This window comes from Streptomyces sp. NPDC091287 (assembly GCF_044768525.1).
Lineage (GTDB): Bacteria > Actinomycetota > Actinomycetes > Streptomycetales > Streptomycetaceae > Streptomyces.
This window is the reverse complement of record NZ_JBIVUV010000001.1, coordinates 154,840-172,539: the sequence shown is the minus strand read 5'-3', so window position 1 is coordinate 172,539 and position 17,700 is coordinate 154,840. Positions and strand designations below refer to the sequence as shown.

The window sequence follows — 17,700 nt, the reverse complement described above, 5'->3', positions numbered from 1 at the left end:
CCAAGTGTCATCGTCAGGGGGAGAGTTGACTCCCGAACCAGTTCGCTCAGTCACGCCCGCCCCCGATCACCCGGGGAACGAAGCGTGACGCAGCCCCCACTGTGAGGAATCGGTCGTGGCACCTGGCAGTGCGCTCATCCCCCGGCTCATGGACCTCAGCCCCGGGACGGAGACGCTCCGTTACTGCTTCGCGCTGCCGGCGCACCCGGAGTCGGTGGCCGGTGCGCGCGAGCTGACGCGAGCCCGGATGGACGCCTGGAAGCTGGGCCGTGACACCGGTGACGCGGCTGTCCTCATCGTCTCCGAGCTGGTGACCAACGTCGTCGTGCACACCGCGAGCACCCGGGTGGTGTGCGAGCTGAGCCGGCTCGGCAGACGACTGCGGATAGCCGTGCAGGACCAGGGGCACCAGCCCGACGGTCCGCGGCTGCGCCGCTCGTCCGACGACGAGCACGGCCGCGGTCTGCTCCTGGTCGACGCGATGAGCAGCGCCTGGGGTTCGCACGACGCCCAGAACGCCTCCGGACGCATCGTCTGGGCGGAGCTGGCGCCCGACGCGGAGCAGCCGTCCGGCACGGAGCAGCCATGCTGAAGAACGCGCTGGCCAGGCTGCGCTCGGCGCACCGGGCCCGGACGCCCGAGCAGGCCCGTGGCGGCGGCCGGGTGCGGCTGGTCCTGCCGGCCTCGATGTCGGCCACCCTGGGCTGTGACGCGGTCGGGGTGCCCGCCCGGCACGGCTTCCGCCTCATGTCCCATCTGCCGCGCACCGGATGCGTCTTCGCCGACGCGGACCGCTGGTGGTGGATCGTCCCGGCCGGCTCCGACCTGGATCTCGACTGGCCCGAGCAGGTGACGTACGCGCGTGACGCGGACGTGCCCGGGGGGCGGCCCCGGCTGATCCACTCTCCGGACGGTCTCACCCCGTACACCCCGCCCATTCCGCTCTTCCTGATGGTCTGCCAGGTGACCGGGGTGGTGCCGAGCTGGGCCACGGCCGGCAGGCCGAGCGTCGTGTCCGCGCCGTAGTCTCCCTGGCGACCGGGCGGCGGGGCCCGCGTCGGAGCGAGCCGGGCCCGGTCAGGTCGGGCCCGTCTCGTTCCGACGCGGGTCCCGCGAGGTCAGGGCCGGTCGAGGTACGCGAGCCCCGGGTGGACCTCGACGTACCGGTCGAGCAGCCGCCGGGCCACTGCCACGGAGTCGACCAGCGGGTGCAGCGCGAACGCCTGGACGGCCGCCGCGCTGGACCCGCTCTCCGCCGCCTCCAGCACCGCCCGCTCCACGGCCTTCACGGCGGTGACGAGGCCGACCGCGTGGTCCGGGAGGGGGGAAACGGCCACCGGGTGGGCCCCGTTGGCGTCGACGAGACAGGGCACCTCGACGACGGCGTCCGCGTCCAGGGCCGAAAGGGCGGTGCGGTTGCGGACGTTGAGGATCAACGAGGTGCGTTCGTTGCGGGCGACGGCCCGCATCAGGGCGAGCGCGACCTGTTCGTAGCCGCCGGACTCCAGGTCGCTCTCCTCCCGCTCCCCGGCTCCGGCGACATCGCGGTTCTCCGCCATGTACGTCGCCTCGCGTTCGGCGCGGGTGCGGTCCCAGGTGGCCAGGGCGGGGGTGCCGGGCTCCCTCATGCGGGCGTAGAAGCCCTCCTGCTGGTCCCGGAGGAAGGCGCCCCGGGTCTGTTCGGCCTCCTGATAGGCGCGTACGGCTTCCCGGTTGAAGTAGTAGTAGTGCAGGTACTCGTTGGGGATCGCGCCCAGCGACCGGAGCAAGTCCGCGCCGAAGAGACGGCCCTCCTCGAAGGATGCGAGCAGCTCGGGGTCGGCGAGCAGCCGGGGCAGTTCGTCCCGCCCGTCCACGTACAGCCCCCGCACCCACCCGAGGTGGTTGAGCCCGGCGTAGTCGATCCAGGCCCGGTCCGGGTCGGCGCCCAGGACGCGTGCGACGCGCCGCCCGAGACCGACCGGCGAGTCGCAGATCCCGATGACCCGGTCTCCCAGGTGCCGGGACATGGCCTCGGTGACGAGGCCGGCCGGGTTGGTGAAGTTGATGACCCAGGCGTGCGGGGCGAGCCGGGCGATGCGGCGGGCGAGGTCGAGGGCGACAGGAACGGTGCGCAGCCCGTAAGCGATGCCGCCGGCGCCGACGGTCTCCTGGCCGAGGACGCCTTCGTCGAGGGCCACCCGTTCGTCGGCGGCGCGTCCGGCCAGCCCGCCGACCCGGATGGCGGAGAAGACGAAGTCGGCGCCGCGCAGTGCCTCGTCGAGCTCCGTGGTGGCGACGACGGCGGGGGCGTCCGCGATGCCCCGCCCCTGTTCCTCCAGGACGCGGGCGACGGCGGTGAGCCGGTCGGCTTCGGTGTCGTACAGCGTGACCCGGGAGACGCGGCCCTCGGCGTGATCGCCGAGGAGGGCCCCGTACACGAGAGGCACCCGGAATCCGCCACCGCCAAGAATGGTGAGTTTCACGCTGCTCGATGGTACGGGACAGCCCTTGAGGTCCGGCCTTCCGCCGCCGGCCGCGCCCACGGCCCCGGAGCGCGACGCGGCGGCCCCGGGCCCGTGGGCGTGATCCGGGGCCGCCGCGGTCGGGCGGGGGCGACGGTGTGTCAGTAGCCGCTCCACCAGCGGGCGACCGCCTGCCAGAGCCGGGCGGGGGCGGCCGGCCGGCGCTGCTGCGGGATCGTCGCCAACGGAGCGGGTTCGGGGGAAGGGGCCGGTTCGGACACGAGGGGTGCGGCCGGGGCGGGAGCGGGTGTGACGCCCGGGGCGGGAGTCGGTGTGACGCCCGGGGCGTGGGCGGGCTGCGCCACGGCCGCCTCGTGCCGGGGCTCGGGGACCTGCCTGGCCGGGGAGGAGATCTCCCAGGCGTCGGCCGGGCGGGCGGCGCGGGCCATCACCGAGAGCGGGTCGGCGTCCAGCTTCTGCTGGGGGCTGGGGGCGAACTTCACCGGCAGTTCGACCAGGTGGCGGGACATGATGTTGCCGACCCAGCGCAGCTCGCTCTCCCCGACACCGAGCTCCAGGTCCGGCAGGCGCATCAGGAGGGCGTCGACCCCGACGTCGGCGATGGCCCGGCCGATGTCCTGTCCCGGGCACTCGTGGGGGCCGCCGCTGAAGGCGAGGTGGGCACGGTTGCCGCTCATGTCGGCGGCCAGGTCCGGGCGGACGGTGGGGTCGGTGTTGGCCGGAGCGATCCCGACGAGCAGGGCGTCGCCCGCCTTGATCTGCTGGCCGCCCAGCTCGGTGTCGCCGACCGCCCAGCGGCCGAAGACGGCGGTGAACGGCGGCTCGTCCCAGAGGGTCTGCTCGACAGCCTCGGGGACGGTCATGTGCCCGCCGCTGAGCCGGGCGCGGAAGCGCGGGTCGATCAGGACCATGCGCAGCACGTTGGCGATGAGGTTGGCGGTGGACTCGTAGGCGGCGATCATGATCAGGCGCAGATGCTCGATGACCTCGGTGTCGGTCATCGTCGCGGGGTGCTCGACGAGCCAGGAGGCCAGGTCCGGCGAGGGTTCGGCGCGGCGCCGCTCGACCAGGCGCGTCAGCACGGACACGACGTGGGCGTTGCTGGCCACGGCGGTCTCGGTGCCGCGCGTCATGTCCCGGGCCGCCTGGACGAGACGCTCGTCGTACTCCTCCGGCATGCCGAAGATCGCGCACACGACCATCATCGGCAGATGCTCCGCGAACTGGCTGACCAGGTCGGCGGTGCCCTTCTCGCAGAAGTCGTTGACGAGGCGGTTACTGAAGCGGTTGATGTGGCGGCGCACCCCGCGGGTGTCGATGCGCTCCATGCTGTCGGTGACCGCGCCGCGCTGCCGTTCGTGCTTGGCGCCGTCGGCGAACACGCAGACGGGCTGCCAGGTGAAGATCGGGGCGAGCGGGTGGTCCGGGGCGACGCTGCCGTCCTGGAGGGCCCGCCAGCGCCGCGAGTCCCGGGAGAACTGGGAGGGCGTACGGGTGACGTGGAGGTTCTCGCTGTGGCCGAGCACCAGCCAGGCGGGAACGTCGCCGTGGAGCAGGATCGGGGCGACCGTGCCGTGTTCTGCGCGGAGCTTGTCGTAGAGGCCCGCCGGGTTGTTCTCCGCCTCGGGGCCGTAGAGCCGGCGCAGTCCGCCGGGGCCGGTGTCGAGGTTGTGGGCCGGGCACTGGGGCGGGGGCACGGCGCCGGGTTCGTGGTGGAAGGGGGTTGTCACAGGGGCTCCAGGGATCAGGATTCCAGGGCTGGTGCACAAGCGGGCGGGACGGGCCGACGGGTCGCGGCCCGGGCCGGACCCGGCCGGGGGCAGGCGCCGCGGGATGGCGCGCGCCCCCGGTCGTGGATCCGGTCGGATCCGGTCGGATCCGGTCGGATCCGGTCGGATCCGGTCGTGGATCCGTTCGTGGATCCGTTCGTGGATCCGTTCGTGGATCCGGGTGGACCGGGTTGGTCCCGTAGGAGGTTCGGCGTCAGGCGAGGGGGACGGCCAGGCTGTGCAGATAGCGCATCAGGGTCATCAGCACATCGCGGCTGGAGGCCCGCAGCCGGGCGTCGCAGTCGACCATCGGGACCTCGTCCGGCAGGTCGAGGGCTCTGCGCAGGGCCTCGACCGGGTGGTGCGGCGCGTCGGGGAAGGTGTTCACGGCCACCACGAAGGGCACTCCGCGCTCCTCCAGCCGGCCGATGACGTCGAAGCTGACTTCGAGCCGTCTCGTGTCGATGAGGACGACCGCGCCCAAGGCGCCCTCGAAGAGGCCGTTCCAGAGGAACCAGAAGCGTTCCTGGCCGGGGGTTCCGAACAGATAGAGGATCAGTTCCTCGCTGAGGCTGACCCGTCCGAAGTCCATGGCGACCGTGGTGGCGGTCTTCGTCTCCACCCCGGCGTTGTCGTCCACGCCGACGCCGGCCTGGGTCATGGTCTCTTCGGTCGTCAGCGGCCGGATCTCGCTCACCGAGCCGACCATGGTGGTCTTGCCGACGCCGAACCCGCCGACGATCACGACCTTCACCGCGGCGGTGGCCGTGGTGGGAAGGACGTCCTCGCTGCGGGGTCCGGTGATCGTGTCAGAGCTTCTGAAGTCCATGCATCACCGCTTCGAGAAGGGACCTGTCGGGGAGCGTGGCGCGGACGATCGGCGCACGCGACTGGATGAGTTCGGTCGCGAGGAGATCGCTCAGGAGCGAGGTGACCACGCTGAACGGCAGGCTGAGGTAGGCCGAGATCTCGGCGACGGACAACGGCGCCTGGCAGAGCCGCAGGATGGCCGCCTGCTCGGGCTGGAAGGTCGGCGAGGGCTCCGCCCGCGCGACGACCATCGTGACCAGGTCGAGCGCGGACCGTTCACTGTCGTCGAGATCGCCGGTGATCACGTACAGCCGTTCCGGATCGTGCAGGTCCGGATCGGCCTTGCGGCGTTCTCGTCGAGGACCACTCATCCGGACTGCCCGCCGTGGCGGGGCGGGCTGGTCAGGTGGGCTCCGATCCGCACGACCATGTCCCGCATCCGGGCCCCGACGAGTCCGGCGTCGACGGTCTCGCCGGCCAGGACCGCGAGATAGGCGCCGGTCCCGGCCGCCATCAGGTAGAAGAACCCGCCCGTCACCTCGATGACCACGAGCTTCATGAGGCCGTCGCTGTACGGGATCTCGGTGGCCACGGCGGCGGCCAGGCTCTGCAGCCCGGCGCAGGCCGCCGCGAGCCGGTCGGCGACGTCGGGATCGCCACCGTGCATCGCGATGCGCAGGCCGTCCGACGAGAGCACCACGATCTGGTGGATGCTCGGGACGTCGTCGGCCAGTTCCTTGAGCATCCAGTCCATGTTTCCCCGCTGCTGGATCACTTCAGGTCTCCCTTGTCCCACGCGTCATCGGAGTCTTCGCCGTGCTTTCGTTCCTGCGGTACGCCGTTGACGGCCTTGGTGAAGGCCTCCAGCCAGAGGCCGGGGGGCTTCTCCTCGCCGCGTCCGTCGTCCGCGCCCTCGTCCGCGCCGGGGTGGAAACCGTTGGCGGGTGCGGGGGGCGGTGGGGGCTGCTGCGGGAGGTTGTGCGAGCCGAGCGGGGCGCGCCCCCGGCTGCGGCGCTGCGGCAGCCCGTTCTCGGTCCACTCGGTGACCACGGGAAGGTCGTCCTCCATGGCTGCCGCGGGAGGGGCCGGGTGCGACGTGACCGCGGGGGCTCCGGTGGAGACCGGTGCGGCCACGGACGGCACGGGGCCGGTGGCGGCGGGCTTGGGCTTGCGCTTGCCGGGCGGCGGCACCACGTGCTGGAGCTGCGACATGTCCAGGGAGCTGGTGGGCCGCGAGGTGGCGCCGATGCCGTGGGCGATGCCCGGGGCGGGACCGGTGGTGATCATGTCGCGCGGCACGATGAGGACGGCGCGGACGCCGCCGTAGGCCGACTGACGCAGCGACACCTGGAGCTGGTACATCCGGGAGAGCCGGCCGACGACGGCCATGCCGAGGCGCGGGGACTCCCCGAGGTCGTTCATGTTGATGCCGGCCTGGGCCTGGGCGAGCATGTTCTCGGCGCGGGCTCGGGCCTCCTCGCTGAGGCTGACGCCGCCGTCCTCGATCTCGATGGCGATGCCGGTCTGCACCTCGACCGCGGTGACGTGCACCCGGGTCTGGGGCGGTGAGTAGCGGGTCGCGTTGTCGAGGAGTTCGGCGCAGGCGTGGATGAGCGGTTCGACCGAGGTGCCGACGATGGCGACCTTGGCGATCGAGTGCAGATCGACCCGCTGGTACTCCAGGATGCGGGACATCGCGCCGCGCAACACGCTGAACAGCGGTACGGGCTTGGGCCACTGGCGGCTTGGGCGGGCGCCGCCGAGCACGGCGATGGAGTCGGCGAGGCGGCCGATCAGCGCGGTGCCGTGGTCGATGCGCAGCAGGTCGTCGAAGACCTCGGGGTTGCGCCCGTAGTGGTCCTCCATCTCCCGCAGCTCACTGGCCTGGCGGTGCACGATCGCCTGGACGCGGCGGGCGACGCTGACGAAGGCGCGCTGAGCGGAGTCACGCCGCGCCTCCTCGTTGTCGATGACTTCGAGGACCTGGTAGATCTGCTCGCGCAGCGCCTTGGGCAGATGCCGGTTGGCCGCGTCCGCGTCGACGACGTCGCGCATCACTTCTTCGGGCGAATTGCCCACGCGCAGCCGCCGGATGGCGGCGGGCATGACTTCCTTGGTGAGCCGTACCGTCTCGGCGTCGTGCGAGAGGATGCGGTGTTCCAGGTAGGCGATGCGCTGTTCGTACTCCGCGCGCTGGACGCGCATGGCGCGTCGGCGGCGGTGCAGCGCCACGGTGAGTACGGCGACCACGAGCGTGGCGATCGCGCCGCACACGGCGACTGGTATCCGCGCGGCCGGTGCGACCAGGGCCGAGCCGGCGGCGGTGGCGCCGAGGAGCAGGGCCACGGGCAGCAGGACTACGCGGACGACGGGAATTTCTCTGTCGGTCGGCGGTGATTCAACACGGACCATCTAAAACCCTCTGGCGGTTGATTCCGGGATGTATGCGCACGTGAGCGGAGACTCAGGAACAAGTGCTCGAATTCATCTCAACTCGACTTCACTGCGCGTGAGCTTAGCCAGATCAGAACAGTGCTTCGGCATATTCACCCAACCCCCTGCGGAAGCTCTCCGAGAGGAATACACTCACCAGTTTTTGCACGCTGCGCTGTGGTGCGTGCGCGCTGAGTGATCGTGGCCGAAATCATCCCCCTGGAGGGCTCTCCGAGCTCGGAATCCGAAACACCCAACACCAGTTATTGGAATTTTCCAGGGCAAATCGCCCTCGCGTAGGAGCATTTCGTCGGGCAGAACAGGACAACGGCACAGGTGATCGAACCGGATCGAAAGGTGCAGATTCCTGACCGACGAGCGAGTGACGCGCGAAATCGCCGCGCTGACGCGGCTACGAAGACCCTGGGCCGGGCCGCCGGATCAACGCCGGGCTCCGCCGAGCCGCCCCTCCAGCTGGACGAGCAACTCGCCCAGCCTGGAGCCGAGTTCGCCGCGCGCATCCCCGTCCAGACCGGCGAGCACCGCGCGTTCGTAGGCGAGCTGTTCGGGCAGGATCCGGTCGACCAGGGCCCGGCCCTCGTCGGTGAGCCGGACATGGGCGACCCTCCGGTCGCGGGCGTCGCCCCGGCGCTCGACCAGGGCGCGGTCCTGGAGGGCGCGCAGCCGCTTGGTGACGGCAGCCCCGGAGGAGAAGGTCTCGCGGGCCAGCTCGCCGGGGGTCAGCTCCCGGTCCGTCCTGCGTACGGCGCCGAGGAGGTCGAATTCGGCGCGGGTCAGTCCGGCGGAACGCAAGGGGGCGTCCTCCGCCTGCTGGAGCAGGGCGGCGCAGCGGTTGATCCGGCCGATGATCTCCATCGGTCCGGTGTCGAGCCCGGGGTTGACGGCCTGCCACTGCCGGACCACCGAGGCAACGATGTCGTCGGTCACTCCGCTCCGATCGAAGGGGCGTGGACCGTAGGAGGTGTGTCGCCCCCGGGCCCCCGCCGTTGTGCTGTCGCGGCGAGCGTACGGTGTCCGGCCTGCTCGGCCGCGAGAAGGCGCTGCTCCGGCAGGGCGCGCTGCCACCATTCGCCCGCGGCGGTGTCGCCGGCCTCGCGCAGTTCGACGAGGCTCGCGGTGAGCGCCCGGCGCGCCCGGTCCCGGGCCGCGGGCGCCGCCCCGGGGTCGGCTCCGGTCCGTTCGGCGTCGGCGCGGGCCCGGTCAAGGGCGTCGAGCGCCCGCTCGACGCGCCCCGCCGCCCGCCGGTTGGTGACCAGCGTCGCGGCCAGGAAGCCGACGACCGCTCCGAGGACGGTGTCCAGGACCCGGTCGCCGATGAGCTCCCCGGCCGGATGGGCGCCGCCGAACTCCAGGACCAGCAGGGCCATCGGGGTCACCGCGACGGAGCCGAGCCAGTAGTTGCGGGTGATGAGGGCCTCCGCGGCGAAGCTGAAGAAGAGGCAGCAGCAGACGAGGGCGAGCGGGCTGATCCGGGACACGGACAGGACCGCGGCGAAGACGAGCACGCCCAGGAGGTTGCCGAGGGTGCGCTGGATGGCCCGGTTCCACGACAGGGTGATGTTGGCCTGGTAGAGGGAGGCGGCGGTGACGATCGCCCAGTAGGGGCGTCCGACGCCGAGCGCGGCGCAGAGGTACCCGGCGAGCGCGCAGCCCGCCAGGGTGCGGACGGCGACCGGCAGCAGCGGCGATCCGGGGCCGAGGCGGCGGAGCAGGGCGCGACGGGCCGCGTGGCGCCCCTCGGGGCCCCGCCGGGCGGCGCGCTCCGCGTCGATCCCGTAGAGCTCGTCGGCGGTGCCGGGGGCCGGCGGCGGCGCGGGCACGGGACCTCGGGCCCGGGTCAGGGCGGCCCAGGCGCGCAGCCGGTCCGGATCCACGGTTCCGCCCTCGGGGCGCGGGGCCACGAAGGCCGCTTCGGCGTGCACCACCAGACGTTCCAGCGACCGGCGTACGGGGGTGGGGCGGCCGGAGGCGAGCAGGCACTGCCAGGCGGCGTGCACGGCGGCGGCCGCCGCGTTGCGGGTACGGGGGCCGGGGTCGGCGGCGCACGCTGCCGCAGCCTCCAGGGCGCGGGCGACGGCCCGGCGTTCGGGGCCCTCGCGGCGGAACAGGGCGGGCGCGACGGCGACCAGCCAGGCGAACGCGCCCGCCCCGAGGGTCAGGGCGAGGTGGCCGGGGATCTGCTCGGGGCGCTGCGGGGCGAAGAGGGCGGCGGAGCTGACGAAGGTGAAGATCACATGGCCGGGCGGTCCGATCCGGGTGGCGTCGCACAGCACCTTCTGGGCGGCGGCGAGCAGCGCCCCGACCGCGATGAGCACGGCGGTCGATCCGGTGAGCGACGCGGTGACCAGGGAGACGGCGAGCGAGGCCGTCATGCCGAGCACCACGCCCGCGACGGCCCCGGCCCGCCGGGCGTACGGCAGGCCGTGACCGTAGAGCGCGCAGAGCGAACCGGCCATCGTGTACATCACGAGGTCCAGCCGGCCGATGGCCAGGAGCGTCAGCTGGGGTGCCGCGGAGGCGACGACCACGCTGAGGGCGGGCTTGAACCAGGTGTCCGACGGCCGCGAGAGCCGGAGGGCCGAGGTCAGCGGGAGGGCCCGGGCGGAGGGCCGTCCCGGACGGATAGGTGTATCGGTCACTTATACACGTTAGCAGGTATTACACCTGTAAATCACCTGTAAATCATTTGGGCTCTGTTCGAGCGGCGGCGACTCGGGCACACTGTCCCGCGGACAGCGCGACCCATATTCTTTGAATCTTCATGCACCCACTACGATGACGGGCGATGACCAGGGTGAGCACGCGGGCGGACCGGCAGCGGTACCGCTCCCGCACGCCCCTCGCTCTGGGCTGGGTGTTCTTCCTCCTGGCCATGCTCTTCTGCTGCTCGGTCACCACCTCGTCCGCCGGCACCCCGGTGGCGGCGGGCCCCGCCGGGGCGAGTGCCGTCCGCGCTTTCACCCCGACGCCCGACGCCGCCTTCGAACCGGTCGTCCTGGCCTCCCCCGCGGACCGCGGACTCGGGACGTCGTGCCACGGGGGCTCGACGCACACGGCGGGCGTCGTGCTTCCGGCGTCGTCCGCCCCCGTCACCGTTCCCTCGCCCGTGACCTTCGTCCCCGCCACCCCGCTCACCGGCGCGGCGGCCATCCGGGGTCCCGCGCACGACGGTGTGCGTTCCGTCGATCAACTACGCCTTCAGGTCCAGCGGATCTAGAGGCCGGGTCCGCTCTCCCGCCGCGCCCTGGCGCCGGTTCACCGGGAGCGGTTTTTCGCCTGCCCCGCACCCCTTCCCCCTTCATGCATCGCCTGTATGCATCGGTTGAACGACGAGGACTCCCCATGGCTTCCGCCAAGAACCAGAACAACCCGGCCTCAGCGCGTCGCGCCAAGCTCGAGGAGGCGCGCCGCAAGGAGCGCGCCCGCGAGCGGCGGGTCCGCGCCATCACCATCAGCGCCTCGGTGGCCGTGGTCGCCGCCCTGGTCGCCGGGGGCGGCTATCTGATGTCGCAGGCGAACGAGAAGGACAAGAAGGAGGAGCAGGCCAAGACCTCGCCCGTCACCGGCGAGCGCAGCTGGGACGAGCTGGGGCGGGAGCACGTGACGGCCAAGGTCGACTACCCGATGAACCCTCCCGTCGGCGGCGACCACAACCAGGTCTGGATGAACTGCAACGCCGACGTCTACACCGACGAGATACCGAAGGAGAACGCCGTGCACTCGCTGGAGCACGGCGCGGTCTGGGTCACGTACAGCGACAAGGCCTCGGACGCCGACATCGAGGCGCTCACCAAGAAGGTCAAGTCGACTCCGTACTCCCTGATGAGCCCGGTCAAGGACCAGAAGGACCCGCTGATGCTCAGCGCGTGGGGCAAGCAGGTGACGATCAAGAGCGCCACCGACGACCGGGTCGCGCAGTTCTTCACCAAGTACGTGCAGGGCCCGCAGACCCCTGAGCCGGGGGCCGCCTGCACCGGCGGGCTGGACAAGTGACCGCCCTGACGCCTTCCGGCTCCACCCGTCGGATGGTCCTCGCGGGGGCCGCCGTGCTGCTCCTGGCGCTGGGGCTGGTGGCGCTGATGGTCGTACGCCCCTCCGCGGCCTCCCCGTCCGGGGCGTCCTCGGCGGCGCGGTCGGCTCCGGCGGAGGACTCCGTGGACGCGGGCTTCGCCCGGGACATGGCGATCCACCACCAGCAGGCGGTCGAGATGTCGTTCATCGTGCGGGACCGCACCGATGACGAGGACGTGCGGCGTCTCGCGTACGACATCATCAACACCCAGGCCAACCAGCGCGGCATGATGCTGGGCTGGCTGGAGCTGTGGGGGCTGCCGAAGAGCGCGGCCGGTCCGCCGATGGAGTGGATGGGGCACACCCTCACGCCGACCTACGACGGTTCGCTGATGCCGGGCATGGCCACCGACGCGGAGCTGGCGGCCCTCACGGCCGCGAAGGGCGAGAAGGCCGAGGTGCTGTTCCTGCGGCTGATGACCGTGCACCACCGTGCCGGTGCGGACATGGCGCAGGCGGCCGCCGGGGCGGCGAGGACGGACGCCATCCGGGATCTGGCGGCGGGCATGGTCAGCGGCCAGCAGTCGGAGATCGGCCTGATGGCGGACATGCTGAAGGACCGGGGCGCGAGGCCCTGAACCGAGCCCGACCGGAGGGGCGGTTCGGGCCGGACGGCCGGAACCGCCCCTTTCCGTGACGCCTTCCCCTCCGCTTCCGCGATACCGCCCGTTCCCGCGCCCCGCCGGGAGCCCCGCATCACATAGGCTCGGCGACGATATGAAGAGCATCCTCACTCCGCTGGGGCCCAAGGCCGACAAGGACACCGTGCGACGGCACAATCTGAGCCTGGTACTCCGTGCCGTACGGGACGAGGGCGAGCGCGGCGAGGCGACCCGGGCCGGAGTGGCCGCCCGGGTCGGGCTGACCCGGGCCGCGGTGTCCTCGCTCGTCGAGCAGCTGATGGACAGCGGGTTCCTCACCGAGTCGGGCAAGACGTTCAGCGGGCAGGCCGGCCGCCCCGGCACCGCGCTCAAGGTGGCCAGGACCGGGCCGGCCGGGCTCGGCGTGGAGATCAACATCGATTACGTCTCGGTGTGCGTGGTCGACCTGGCGGGCACCGGCCGGGTCCGGCAGACCGAGCACCTCGACAACCGGGGCGCGCCCGCCGAGGAGGCCCTGGCTCGGGCGGCCCGGATCGCCGCGCGGACCCTGGAGTCGGCGTACGAGCAGGAGTTGCGTCCGGTGGGCGCTGCGCTGGCGCTGCCGGGTCTCGTCTCCGGCGGGTCGGTACGGCAGGCCCCCAACCTCGGCTGGAACGAGGTCCCGGCGCAGGAGCTGTTCGCCGAGGCGCTGGCCGCCCTGCGCCCCGGCCACCCGGTGCTGCCGGTCGCCTCGGAGAACGAGGCCAATCTCGCGGCACTGGCCGAGCTGTGGTTCGGCGGCCTGGGGGATGTCCGGAGCTTCCTCTATCTGACCGGGGAGATCGGGGTCGGGGGCGCCCTCGTCCTGGGCGGCGAACTGCTGCGCGGTGCGCACGGTTTCGCCGGGGAGATCGGGCATGTCGTGGTGGATCCGGCGGGGCCGGAGTGCCGGTGCGGTTCGCGGGGGTGCCTGGAGCAGTACGCCGGTCAGGCGGCGCTGCTGCGGGCGGCCGGGATCGAGGGCCTCGGCGGCGCCTCCGGGGTGCTGGAGCTGGAGCGGCGCGCGGGTGCCGGGGACCCGCGCGCGGTGGCCGCGGTCGGTGAGGCGGGCCGGATGCTGGGCCGGGTGCTGTCGGGCGCGGTGAACCTGATCGACCCGGACGCGGTGGTGCTCGGCGGGATCTACCGGGGGCTGATGCCGTGGCTGGCGCCGCCGGCCGACGAGGAGCTGACGGGCCGGGTGGTGTCGGGGCTCTGGGCCCCGGGCAGCGGCCGGCTCCGGGCGTCGTCGGTGGCGGGGGACGCGGCGCGGGGAGCGGCGGCGCTCGTGGTGCAGGACGTGCTGGACGATCCGGTGGCGTACGCGGAGCCGTCCGGCGGCTGAGCCGGGCCCGGACGGCCCCGGCTCAGCCGGTGGGCCGGACCCGGTGCGGGCCGGCCCGGTGCGGGTCAGCGCACGGCGAGCAGGTGGTCCATGGCGAGCTGGTCCAGTGCCTCGAAGGCCATGCCGCGTTCCGCGGCGGCGTCCACGTCGAAGTCCTCGTACGCGCCGCGGTCGGCGAGCAGGTCCGCCAGTCCCTCGCCGGCGGTGGGGCGCGCCAGTTCGTCCAGGCGGGACGCGCGCAGGGCCGCCCGCACCTCGGGGTCGGCGCGGAAGGCGGCGGCCCGCTCCTTGAGGATGAGGTAGTTGCGCATGCAGCCCGCGGCGGAGGCCCAGACACCGTCGTAGTCCTCGGTGCGCGGGGGCTTGAAGTCGAAGTGGCGGGGGCCTTCGTAGCCGCTCTCCAGCAGGTCGACGAGCCAGAACGCCTGGCGCAGATCGCCCGCGCCGAAGCGCAGGTCCTGGTCGTACTTGATGCCGGACTGACCGTTGAGGTCGATGTGGAAGAGCTTGTCCGCCCACATGGCCTGGGCGATGCCGTGCGGGAAGTTGAGCCCGGCCATCTGCTCGTGCCCGGTCTCCGGGTTGACGCCGACCAGCTCGGGGCGCTCCAGGCGCTCGATGAAGGCCAGGGCGTGGCCGATGGTCGGCAGCAGGATGTCGCCGCGCGGCTCGTTCGGCTTGGGCTCGATGGCGAAGCGGAGGTCGTAACCCTGCTCGACGACGTACTCGCCCAGCAGGTCGAAGGCCTCCTTCATCCGGTGGAGGGCGAGGCGGACGTCCTTCGCCCCGCCGGACTCGGCCCCCTCACGGCCGCCCCACGCCACGAAGGTGCTCGCGCCCAGTTCGACGGCGAGGTCGATGTTGCGCAGGGTCTTGCGGAGCGCGTAGCGGCGTACGCCACGGTCGTTGGCGGTGAATCCGCCGTCCTTGAAGACGGGATGGGTGAAGAGGTTCGTCGTCACCATGGGTACGACGAGCCCGCTGTCGTCGACCGCCTTGCGGAAGCGCTTGACGATCCTTTCGCGCTCGGTCTCCGGCGCGCCGAAGGGGATCAGATCGTCGTCGTGGAAGGTCACCCCCCAGGCGCCCAGCTCCGCGAGCCGCCGCACCGACTCCACGGGGTCGATGGCCGCCCGGGTCGCGTCGCCGAAGGGGTCCCGGCCCTGCCAGCCCACGGTCCACAGGCCGAAGCTGAACTTGTCCTCGGGGGTGGGGGTGAAGCGTTCCGTCATCGTCGTCCGACCGCCTTCGCCTGCCGTCGGGACGCCCGGCCGCCAGCCCGGCACCCCTATTTGTTCAGTGTCATGACTAATCAAGCACACTCCACCTCGACCAGGGAACCCCCCTGCGGGGCGAAGGCGACCCCGCCCCCTGTGCAGGACGGCGGTCATCCCGTAATTTGTTCGTGCCCCAGCCAAATGATCAGGCCGTTCCGTGCGAAAGAGGCTCCCCATGCCGTCACCCGCCGTCGTCATCGGCGTGGACAGCTCGACCCAGTCCACCAAGGCCGCCTTCATCGACGCGGCGACCGGCGAGCAGCTCGCCGTGGGGCGCGCCCCCCATGTGGTCACCGGCGAGGCCGGGGCCCGGGAGAGCGATCCGGAGATCTGGTGGCGGGCCCTGTGCGAGGCGGTGGCCGCCGGGCTGAAGGAGTCCGGCCTCCCCGCCCGCGCCGTCACCGGCATCGCGGTCGCCGGGCAGCAGCACGGGCTCGTCGTGCTGGACCGGGCGGGCCGGCCGCTGCGCCCCGCGCTGCTGTGGAACGACACCCGCTCCGCGCCGCAGGCCGCCGCTCTCACGGACGCGCTCGGCGGGCCCGGGGCCTGGACGGAACGGACCGGGTCCGTGCCGGTCGCCTCCATCACCGCGTCCAAGTGGCAGTGGCTGCGCGAGATGGACCCCGCGAGCGCCGCGGACGCGGCGGCGGTCCGGCTCCCCCACGACTTCCTGACCGAACGCCTCGCGGGCGTCGCCGCCACCGACCCCGGGGACGCCTCGGGCAGCGGCTGGTACTCCACCGCCACCGGCGCCTACGACCCCGATCTGCTGGAGCTGCTCGGCCTGGACGCGGCGCTGCTCCCGGAGGTCGCGCCCACCGGGGCGGCCCGGATCGGCTCGCTCACCGAGTCGGCCGTGCAAGCGCTCGGGCTGCCCGCGGGCATCGCGGTGGCGGCCGGCACCGGCGACAACATGAGCGCCGCCGTGGGCCTCGGTCTTGGCGGCGACGGACTGCTGGACCACCCGGCCCTCAGCCTGGGCACCTCCGGCACGGTGTTCGCCGCCTCCCGCACCCGGCCCGCGTCGACCGCGCTGAACGGGTTCGCCGCCGCCGACGGCACCTACCTCCCGCTGGCCTGCACCCTCAACTGCACGCTCGCCGTGGACAAGGTGGCCGCCCTGCTCGGCCTGGACCGTGAGGACGCGACGCCCGGCGGCGAGGCCGTCCTGCTCCCCTATCTCGACGGCGAACGGACCCCCGACCTGCCGACCGCCTCCGGGCTCCTGACCGGCCTGCGCCATGACACGACCCGGCAGCAACTGCTGGGCGCCGCCTACGAGGGCGCGGCCGTCACCGTGCTGCGGGCCACGGACGAGCTGCTGTCGGCCTGCGGCCTCGACCCGCACGCGCCCGAGGTCGCCGCCCGCCCGCTGCGCCTGATCGGCGGCGGGGCGCAGGGGCGGATGTGGGTGGAGACGGTGCGCCGGCTCTCCGGTCGGCCGCTCGTCATCCCGGGCAGCGGGGAGCTGGTCGCCCTCGGTGCGGCGGCGCTCGCCGCCTCGGCGGCGGGCGGCGGCGATCCGGTGGCGCTGGCGACCGCCTGGCAGAAGTCGGGGACGGACCGCCGGCTGCCGCCGGTGGAACGGGACATGGAGACCTGGGAGCGGGTCACCTCGGTCCTGGAGCGGGCCTCCGGGCCGCTGCTCACCGGTCCCTGACGCCTCCTGGAGCCAGGGCCAGCATGTCCTCGATGAGGCCGACGGCGCGCTGGGTGCCGCCCTCGCTCCGGGCGGCGGCGCGCAACCGCGCGGACCGGCGGGCGGTTTCCGGGTCGTTCACCAGGGCGTTCAGGGCCGCCCGCAGGGTCTCGGCCGTGGCATCCGGGGTGTCGATGCGGCGGGCGACGCCCAGCTCCACCAGCCGGTCCGCGTTCATGAACTGTTCGGCGCCCTGGGGTACGGCGATCATCGGGACGCCCGCGAGGAGTCCGTCGCCGCAGCCGCCCATGCCGGCGTGGGTGACGAAGGCGTCCGCCTGTTCCAGGATCGCCCGCTGCGGGACCCACGAGTGCACTTCGACGCCTGGCGGGATGTCGCCGAGCTCGCGCGGATCGGTGTGCCTGCCGATCTGGAGCACGACGTGCCAGCCGGGCAGGTTCCCGTACGCCGCGAGGCACTGGCGGTAGAACTCCGGCCGGTTCGTGTACGCCGAGCCGAGGGAGATCAGCAGGACGTTCTCCGCGTCCTCGGGCCGGGTCCACCGGCCGGTGTCGGCGTGGGCGTCGAAGCAGGGGCCGACGAAGGTCACCGTCCCGGCGTCGACCCGGTCGGCGCTGGGCTGCATGGTCTCGGGGATCAGCGCGAGGGCCCGCGAGGGAGGGCCGGAGAAGGCGTCCACGTCGAGGGTGGCGGCCCCGCAGTCGGCGAGCCAGCGCCCGAACCTCTCCCGGTGCGCGGGGGCGCCGGGCAGCCCCCGCAGGTGCGCCGCGACCTCCTCCTCGTACCCCTCCCAGGCCACGAACGACGGGGACAGCTGCATGAGGGGCCGTCCCTGTGATTCGGCGAGGGCGCGGGCGGCGTAGGCGCCGATGTCGTACAGGTACAGGTCCGCCGGGTCGTGGTCGTAGGCGGCGTGCAGTTGGGGCAGTGCCTGCATCGCCTCGTCGAGGAAGAGGTCCATCGCGGCGACGGGGTCGGTCGGCCAGTTGTTGTCGGCGACCGGCAACACCGAGGTGCAGGGCACGAGTTCGGCTCCGGTGGCCTCGATCCGGTCCGCCACGAACGGGTCGTTGGCGTAGGTGACCCGGTGGCCTCGGGCCACCAGCTCACGGACGATGCCGAGGCCGGGCAGAACGTGGCTGACGATCGGGATGCCGATCATCGCGATGTGGGAGCGGCGCGGGGGCAAGGGTGATCACTCGCTTCGGGTAGGGGTACGGGGGCGGCGG

At 72.8% G+C, this 17,700-nt stretch carries 17 protein-coding genes; 7 read left to right on the top strand and 10 right to left on the bottom strand.

Annotation, left to right across the window (positions count from 1 at the left end; translation table 11 throughout):
* The first annotated feature begins 115 nt into the window (after positions 1-115).
* On the top strand, positions 116-592 hold the full coding sequence (locus tag ACIQRW_RS00675; protein ID WP_403752349.1) for an ATP-binding protein: 477 nt from the start codon (positions 116-118) through the stop codon (positions 590-592).
* On the top strand, positions 586-1,026 hold the full coding sequence (locus ACIQRW_RS00670; RefSeq protein ID WP_403752347.1) for a hypothetical protein: 441 nt from the start codon (positions 586-588) through the stop codon (positions 1,024-1,026). The genes ACIQRW_RS00675 and ACIQRW_RS00670 overlap by 7 nt, the downstream gene beginning before the upstream one ends.
* 92 nt (positions 1,027-1,118) lie before the next feature.
* Here the strand turns inward: ACIQRW_RS00670 and ACIQRW_RS00665 are convergent, their stop codons facing one another.
* The 8 genes from ACIQRW_RS00665 to ACIQRW_RS00630 form a co-directional block, all read right to left on the bottom strand.
* Entirely contained in the window at positions 1,119-2,465 is a 1,347-nt protein-coding gene (locus ACIQRW_RS00665) for a 6-phospho-beta-glucosidase (protein WP_403752344.1), read from the bottom strand.
* Between the two features lie 140 nt (positions 2,466-2,605).
* Complete coding sequence (locus tag ACIQRW_RS00660; RefSeq protein ID WP_403752341.1) at positions 2,606-4,195, bottom strand: cytochrome P450; 1,590 nt, start codon at positions 4,193-4,195, stop codon at positions 2,606-2,608.
* A 253-nt stretch (positions 4,196-4,448) separates the two neighbouring features.
* Positions 4,449-5,063 (bottom strand): GTP-binding protein, encoded by a 615-nt coding sequence (locus tag ACIQRW_RS00655; RefSeq protein ID WP_403752338.1) that lies wholly within the window; start codon positions 5,061-5,063, stop codon positions 4,449-4,451.
* The gene (locus tag ACIQRW_RS00650; protein ID WP_097871513.1) at positions 5,044-5,415 is read right to left on the bottom strand and encodes a DUF742 domain-containing protein; all 372 of its coding nucleotides are present in this window, start codon (positions 5,413-5,415) and stop codon (positions 5,044-5,046) included. The genes ACIQRW_RS00655 and ACIQRW_RS00650 overlap by 20 nt, the downstream gene beginning before the upstream one ends.
* Entirely contained in the window at positions 5,412-5,819 is a 408-nt protein-coding gene (locus ACIQRW_RS00645; protein ID WP_006128841.1) for a roadblock/LC7 domain-containing protein, read from the bottom strand. Before ACIQRW_RS00645 ends, ACIQRW_RS00650 begins: the two co-directional genes overlap by 4 nt.
* Positions 5,816-7,456 (bottom strand): sensor histidine kinase, encoded by a 1,641-nt coding sequence (locus tag ACIQRW_RS00640; protein WP_403752334.1) that lies wholly within the window; start codon positions 7,454-7,456, stop codon positions 5,816-5,818. The genes ACIQRW_RS00645 and ACIQRW_RS00640 overlap by 4 nt, the downstream gene beginning before the upstream one ends.
* A 462-nt stretch (positions 7,457-7,918) precedes the next feature.
* Positions 7,919-8,425: a MarR family winged helix-turn-helix transcriptional regulator gene (locus ACIQRW_RS00635; RefSeq protein ID WP_403752331.1), complete on the bottom strand. Its 507-nt coding sequence runs from the start codon at positions 8,423-8,425 to the stop codon at positions 7,919-7,921.
* A complete protein-coding gene (locus ACIQRW_RS00630; protein ID WP_403752328.1) occupies positions 8,422-10,137 on the bottom strand; it encodes an FUSC family protein in 1,716 nt (571 codons plus the stop codon). The genes ACIQRW_RS00635 and ACIQRW_RS00630 overlap by 4 nt, the downstream gene beginning before the upstream one ends.
* Positions 10,138-10,283: 146 nt before the next feature.
* On the opposite strand from ACIQRW_RS00630, the gene ACIQRW_RS00625 reads away from it, so the two are divergent.
* The 4 genes from ACIQRW_RS00625 to ACIQRW_RS00610 all read left to right on the top strand — a co-directional run bounded on the left by ACIQRW_RS00625 (position 10,284) and on the right by ACIQRW_RS00610 (position 13,534).
* Positions 10,284-10,715: a hypothetical protein gene (locus ACIQRW_RS00625; protein ID WP_403752325.1), complete on the top strand. Its 432-nt coding sequence runs from the start codon at positions 10,284-10,286 to the stop codon at positions 10,713-10,715.
* Positions 10,716-10,840: 125 nt separating this feature from the next.
* Positions 10,841-11,491, top strand: a complete 651-nt coding sequence (locus ACIQRW_RS00620; protein WP_403752322.1) for a DUF3105 domain-containing protein — start codon at positions 10,841-10,843, stop codon at positions 11,489-11,491.
* A complete protein-coding gene (locus ACIQRW_RS00615) occupies positions 11,488-12,147 on the top strand; it encodes a DUF305 domain-containing protein (protein ID WP_403752319.1) in 660 nt (219 codons plus the stop codon). Before ACIQRW_RS00620 ends, ACIQRW_RS00615 begins: the two co-directional genes overlap by 4 nt.
* A 139-nt stretch (positions 12,148-12,286) precedes the next feature.
* On the top strand, positions 12,287-13,534 hold the full coding sequence (locus ACIQRW_RS00610) for an ROK family protein (protein ID WP_403752316.1): 1,248 nt from the start codon (positions 12,287-12,289) through the stop codon (positions 13,532-13,534).
* A 65-nt stretch (positions 13,535-13,599) separates the two neighbouring features.
* On the opposite strand, the gene xylA is transcribed toward ACIQRW_RS00610, so the two are convergent.
* Positions 13,600-14,766, bottom strand: coding sequence for a xylose isomerase (gene xylA, locus ACIQRW_RS00605; protein ID WP_403752313.1), 1,167 nt, complete (start codon positions 14,764-14,766; stop codon positions 13,600-13,602).
* A gap of 220 nt (positions 14,767-14,986) precedes the next feature.
* Between xylA and xylB the strand changes: the two genes are divergently transcribed.
* Entirely contained in the window at positions 14,987-16,471 is a 1,485-nt protein-coding gene (gene xylB, locus ACIQRW_RS00600; protein ID WP_403752310.1) for a xylulokinase, read from the top strand.
* Here the strand turns inward: xylB and ACIQRW_RS00595 are convergent.
* Positions 16,458-17,633: a macrolide family glycosyltransferase gene (locus ACIQRW_RS00595; RefSeq protein ID WP_403753436.1), complete on the bottom strand. Its 1,176-nt coding sequence runs from the start codon at positions 17,631-17,633 to the stop codon at positions 16,458-16,460. The genes xylB and ACIQRW_RS00595 overlap by 14 nt on opposite strands.
* Between the last annotated feature and the right edge of the window lie 67 nt (positions 17,634-17,700).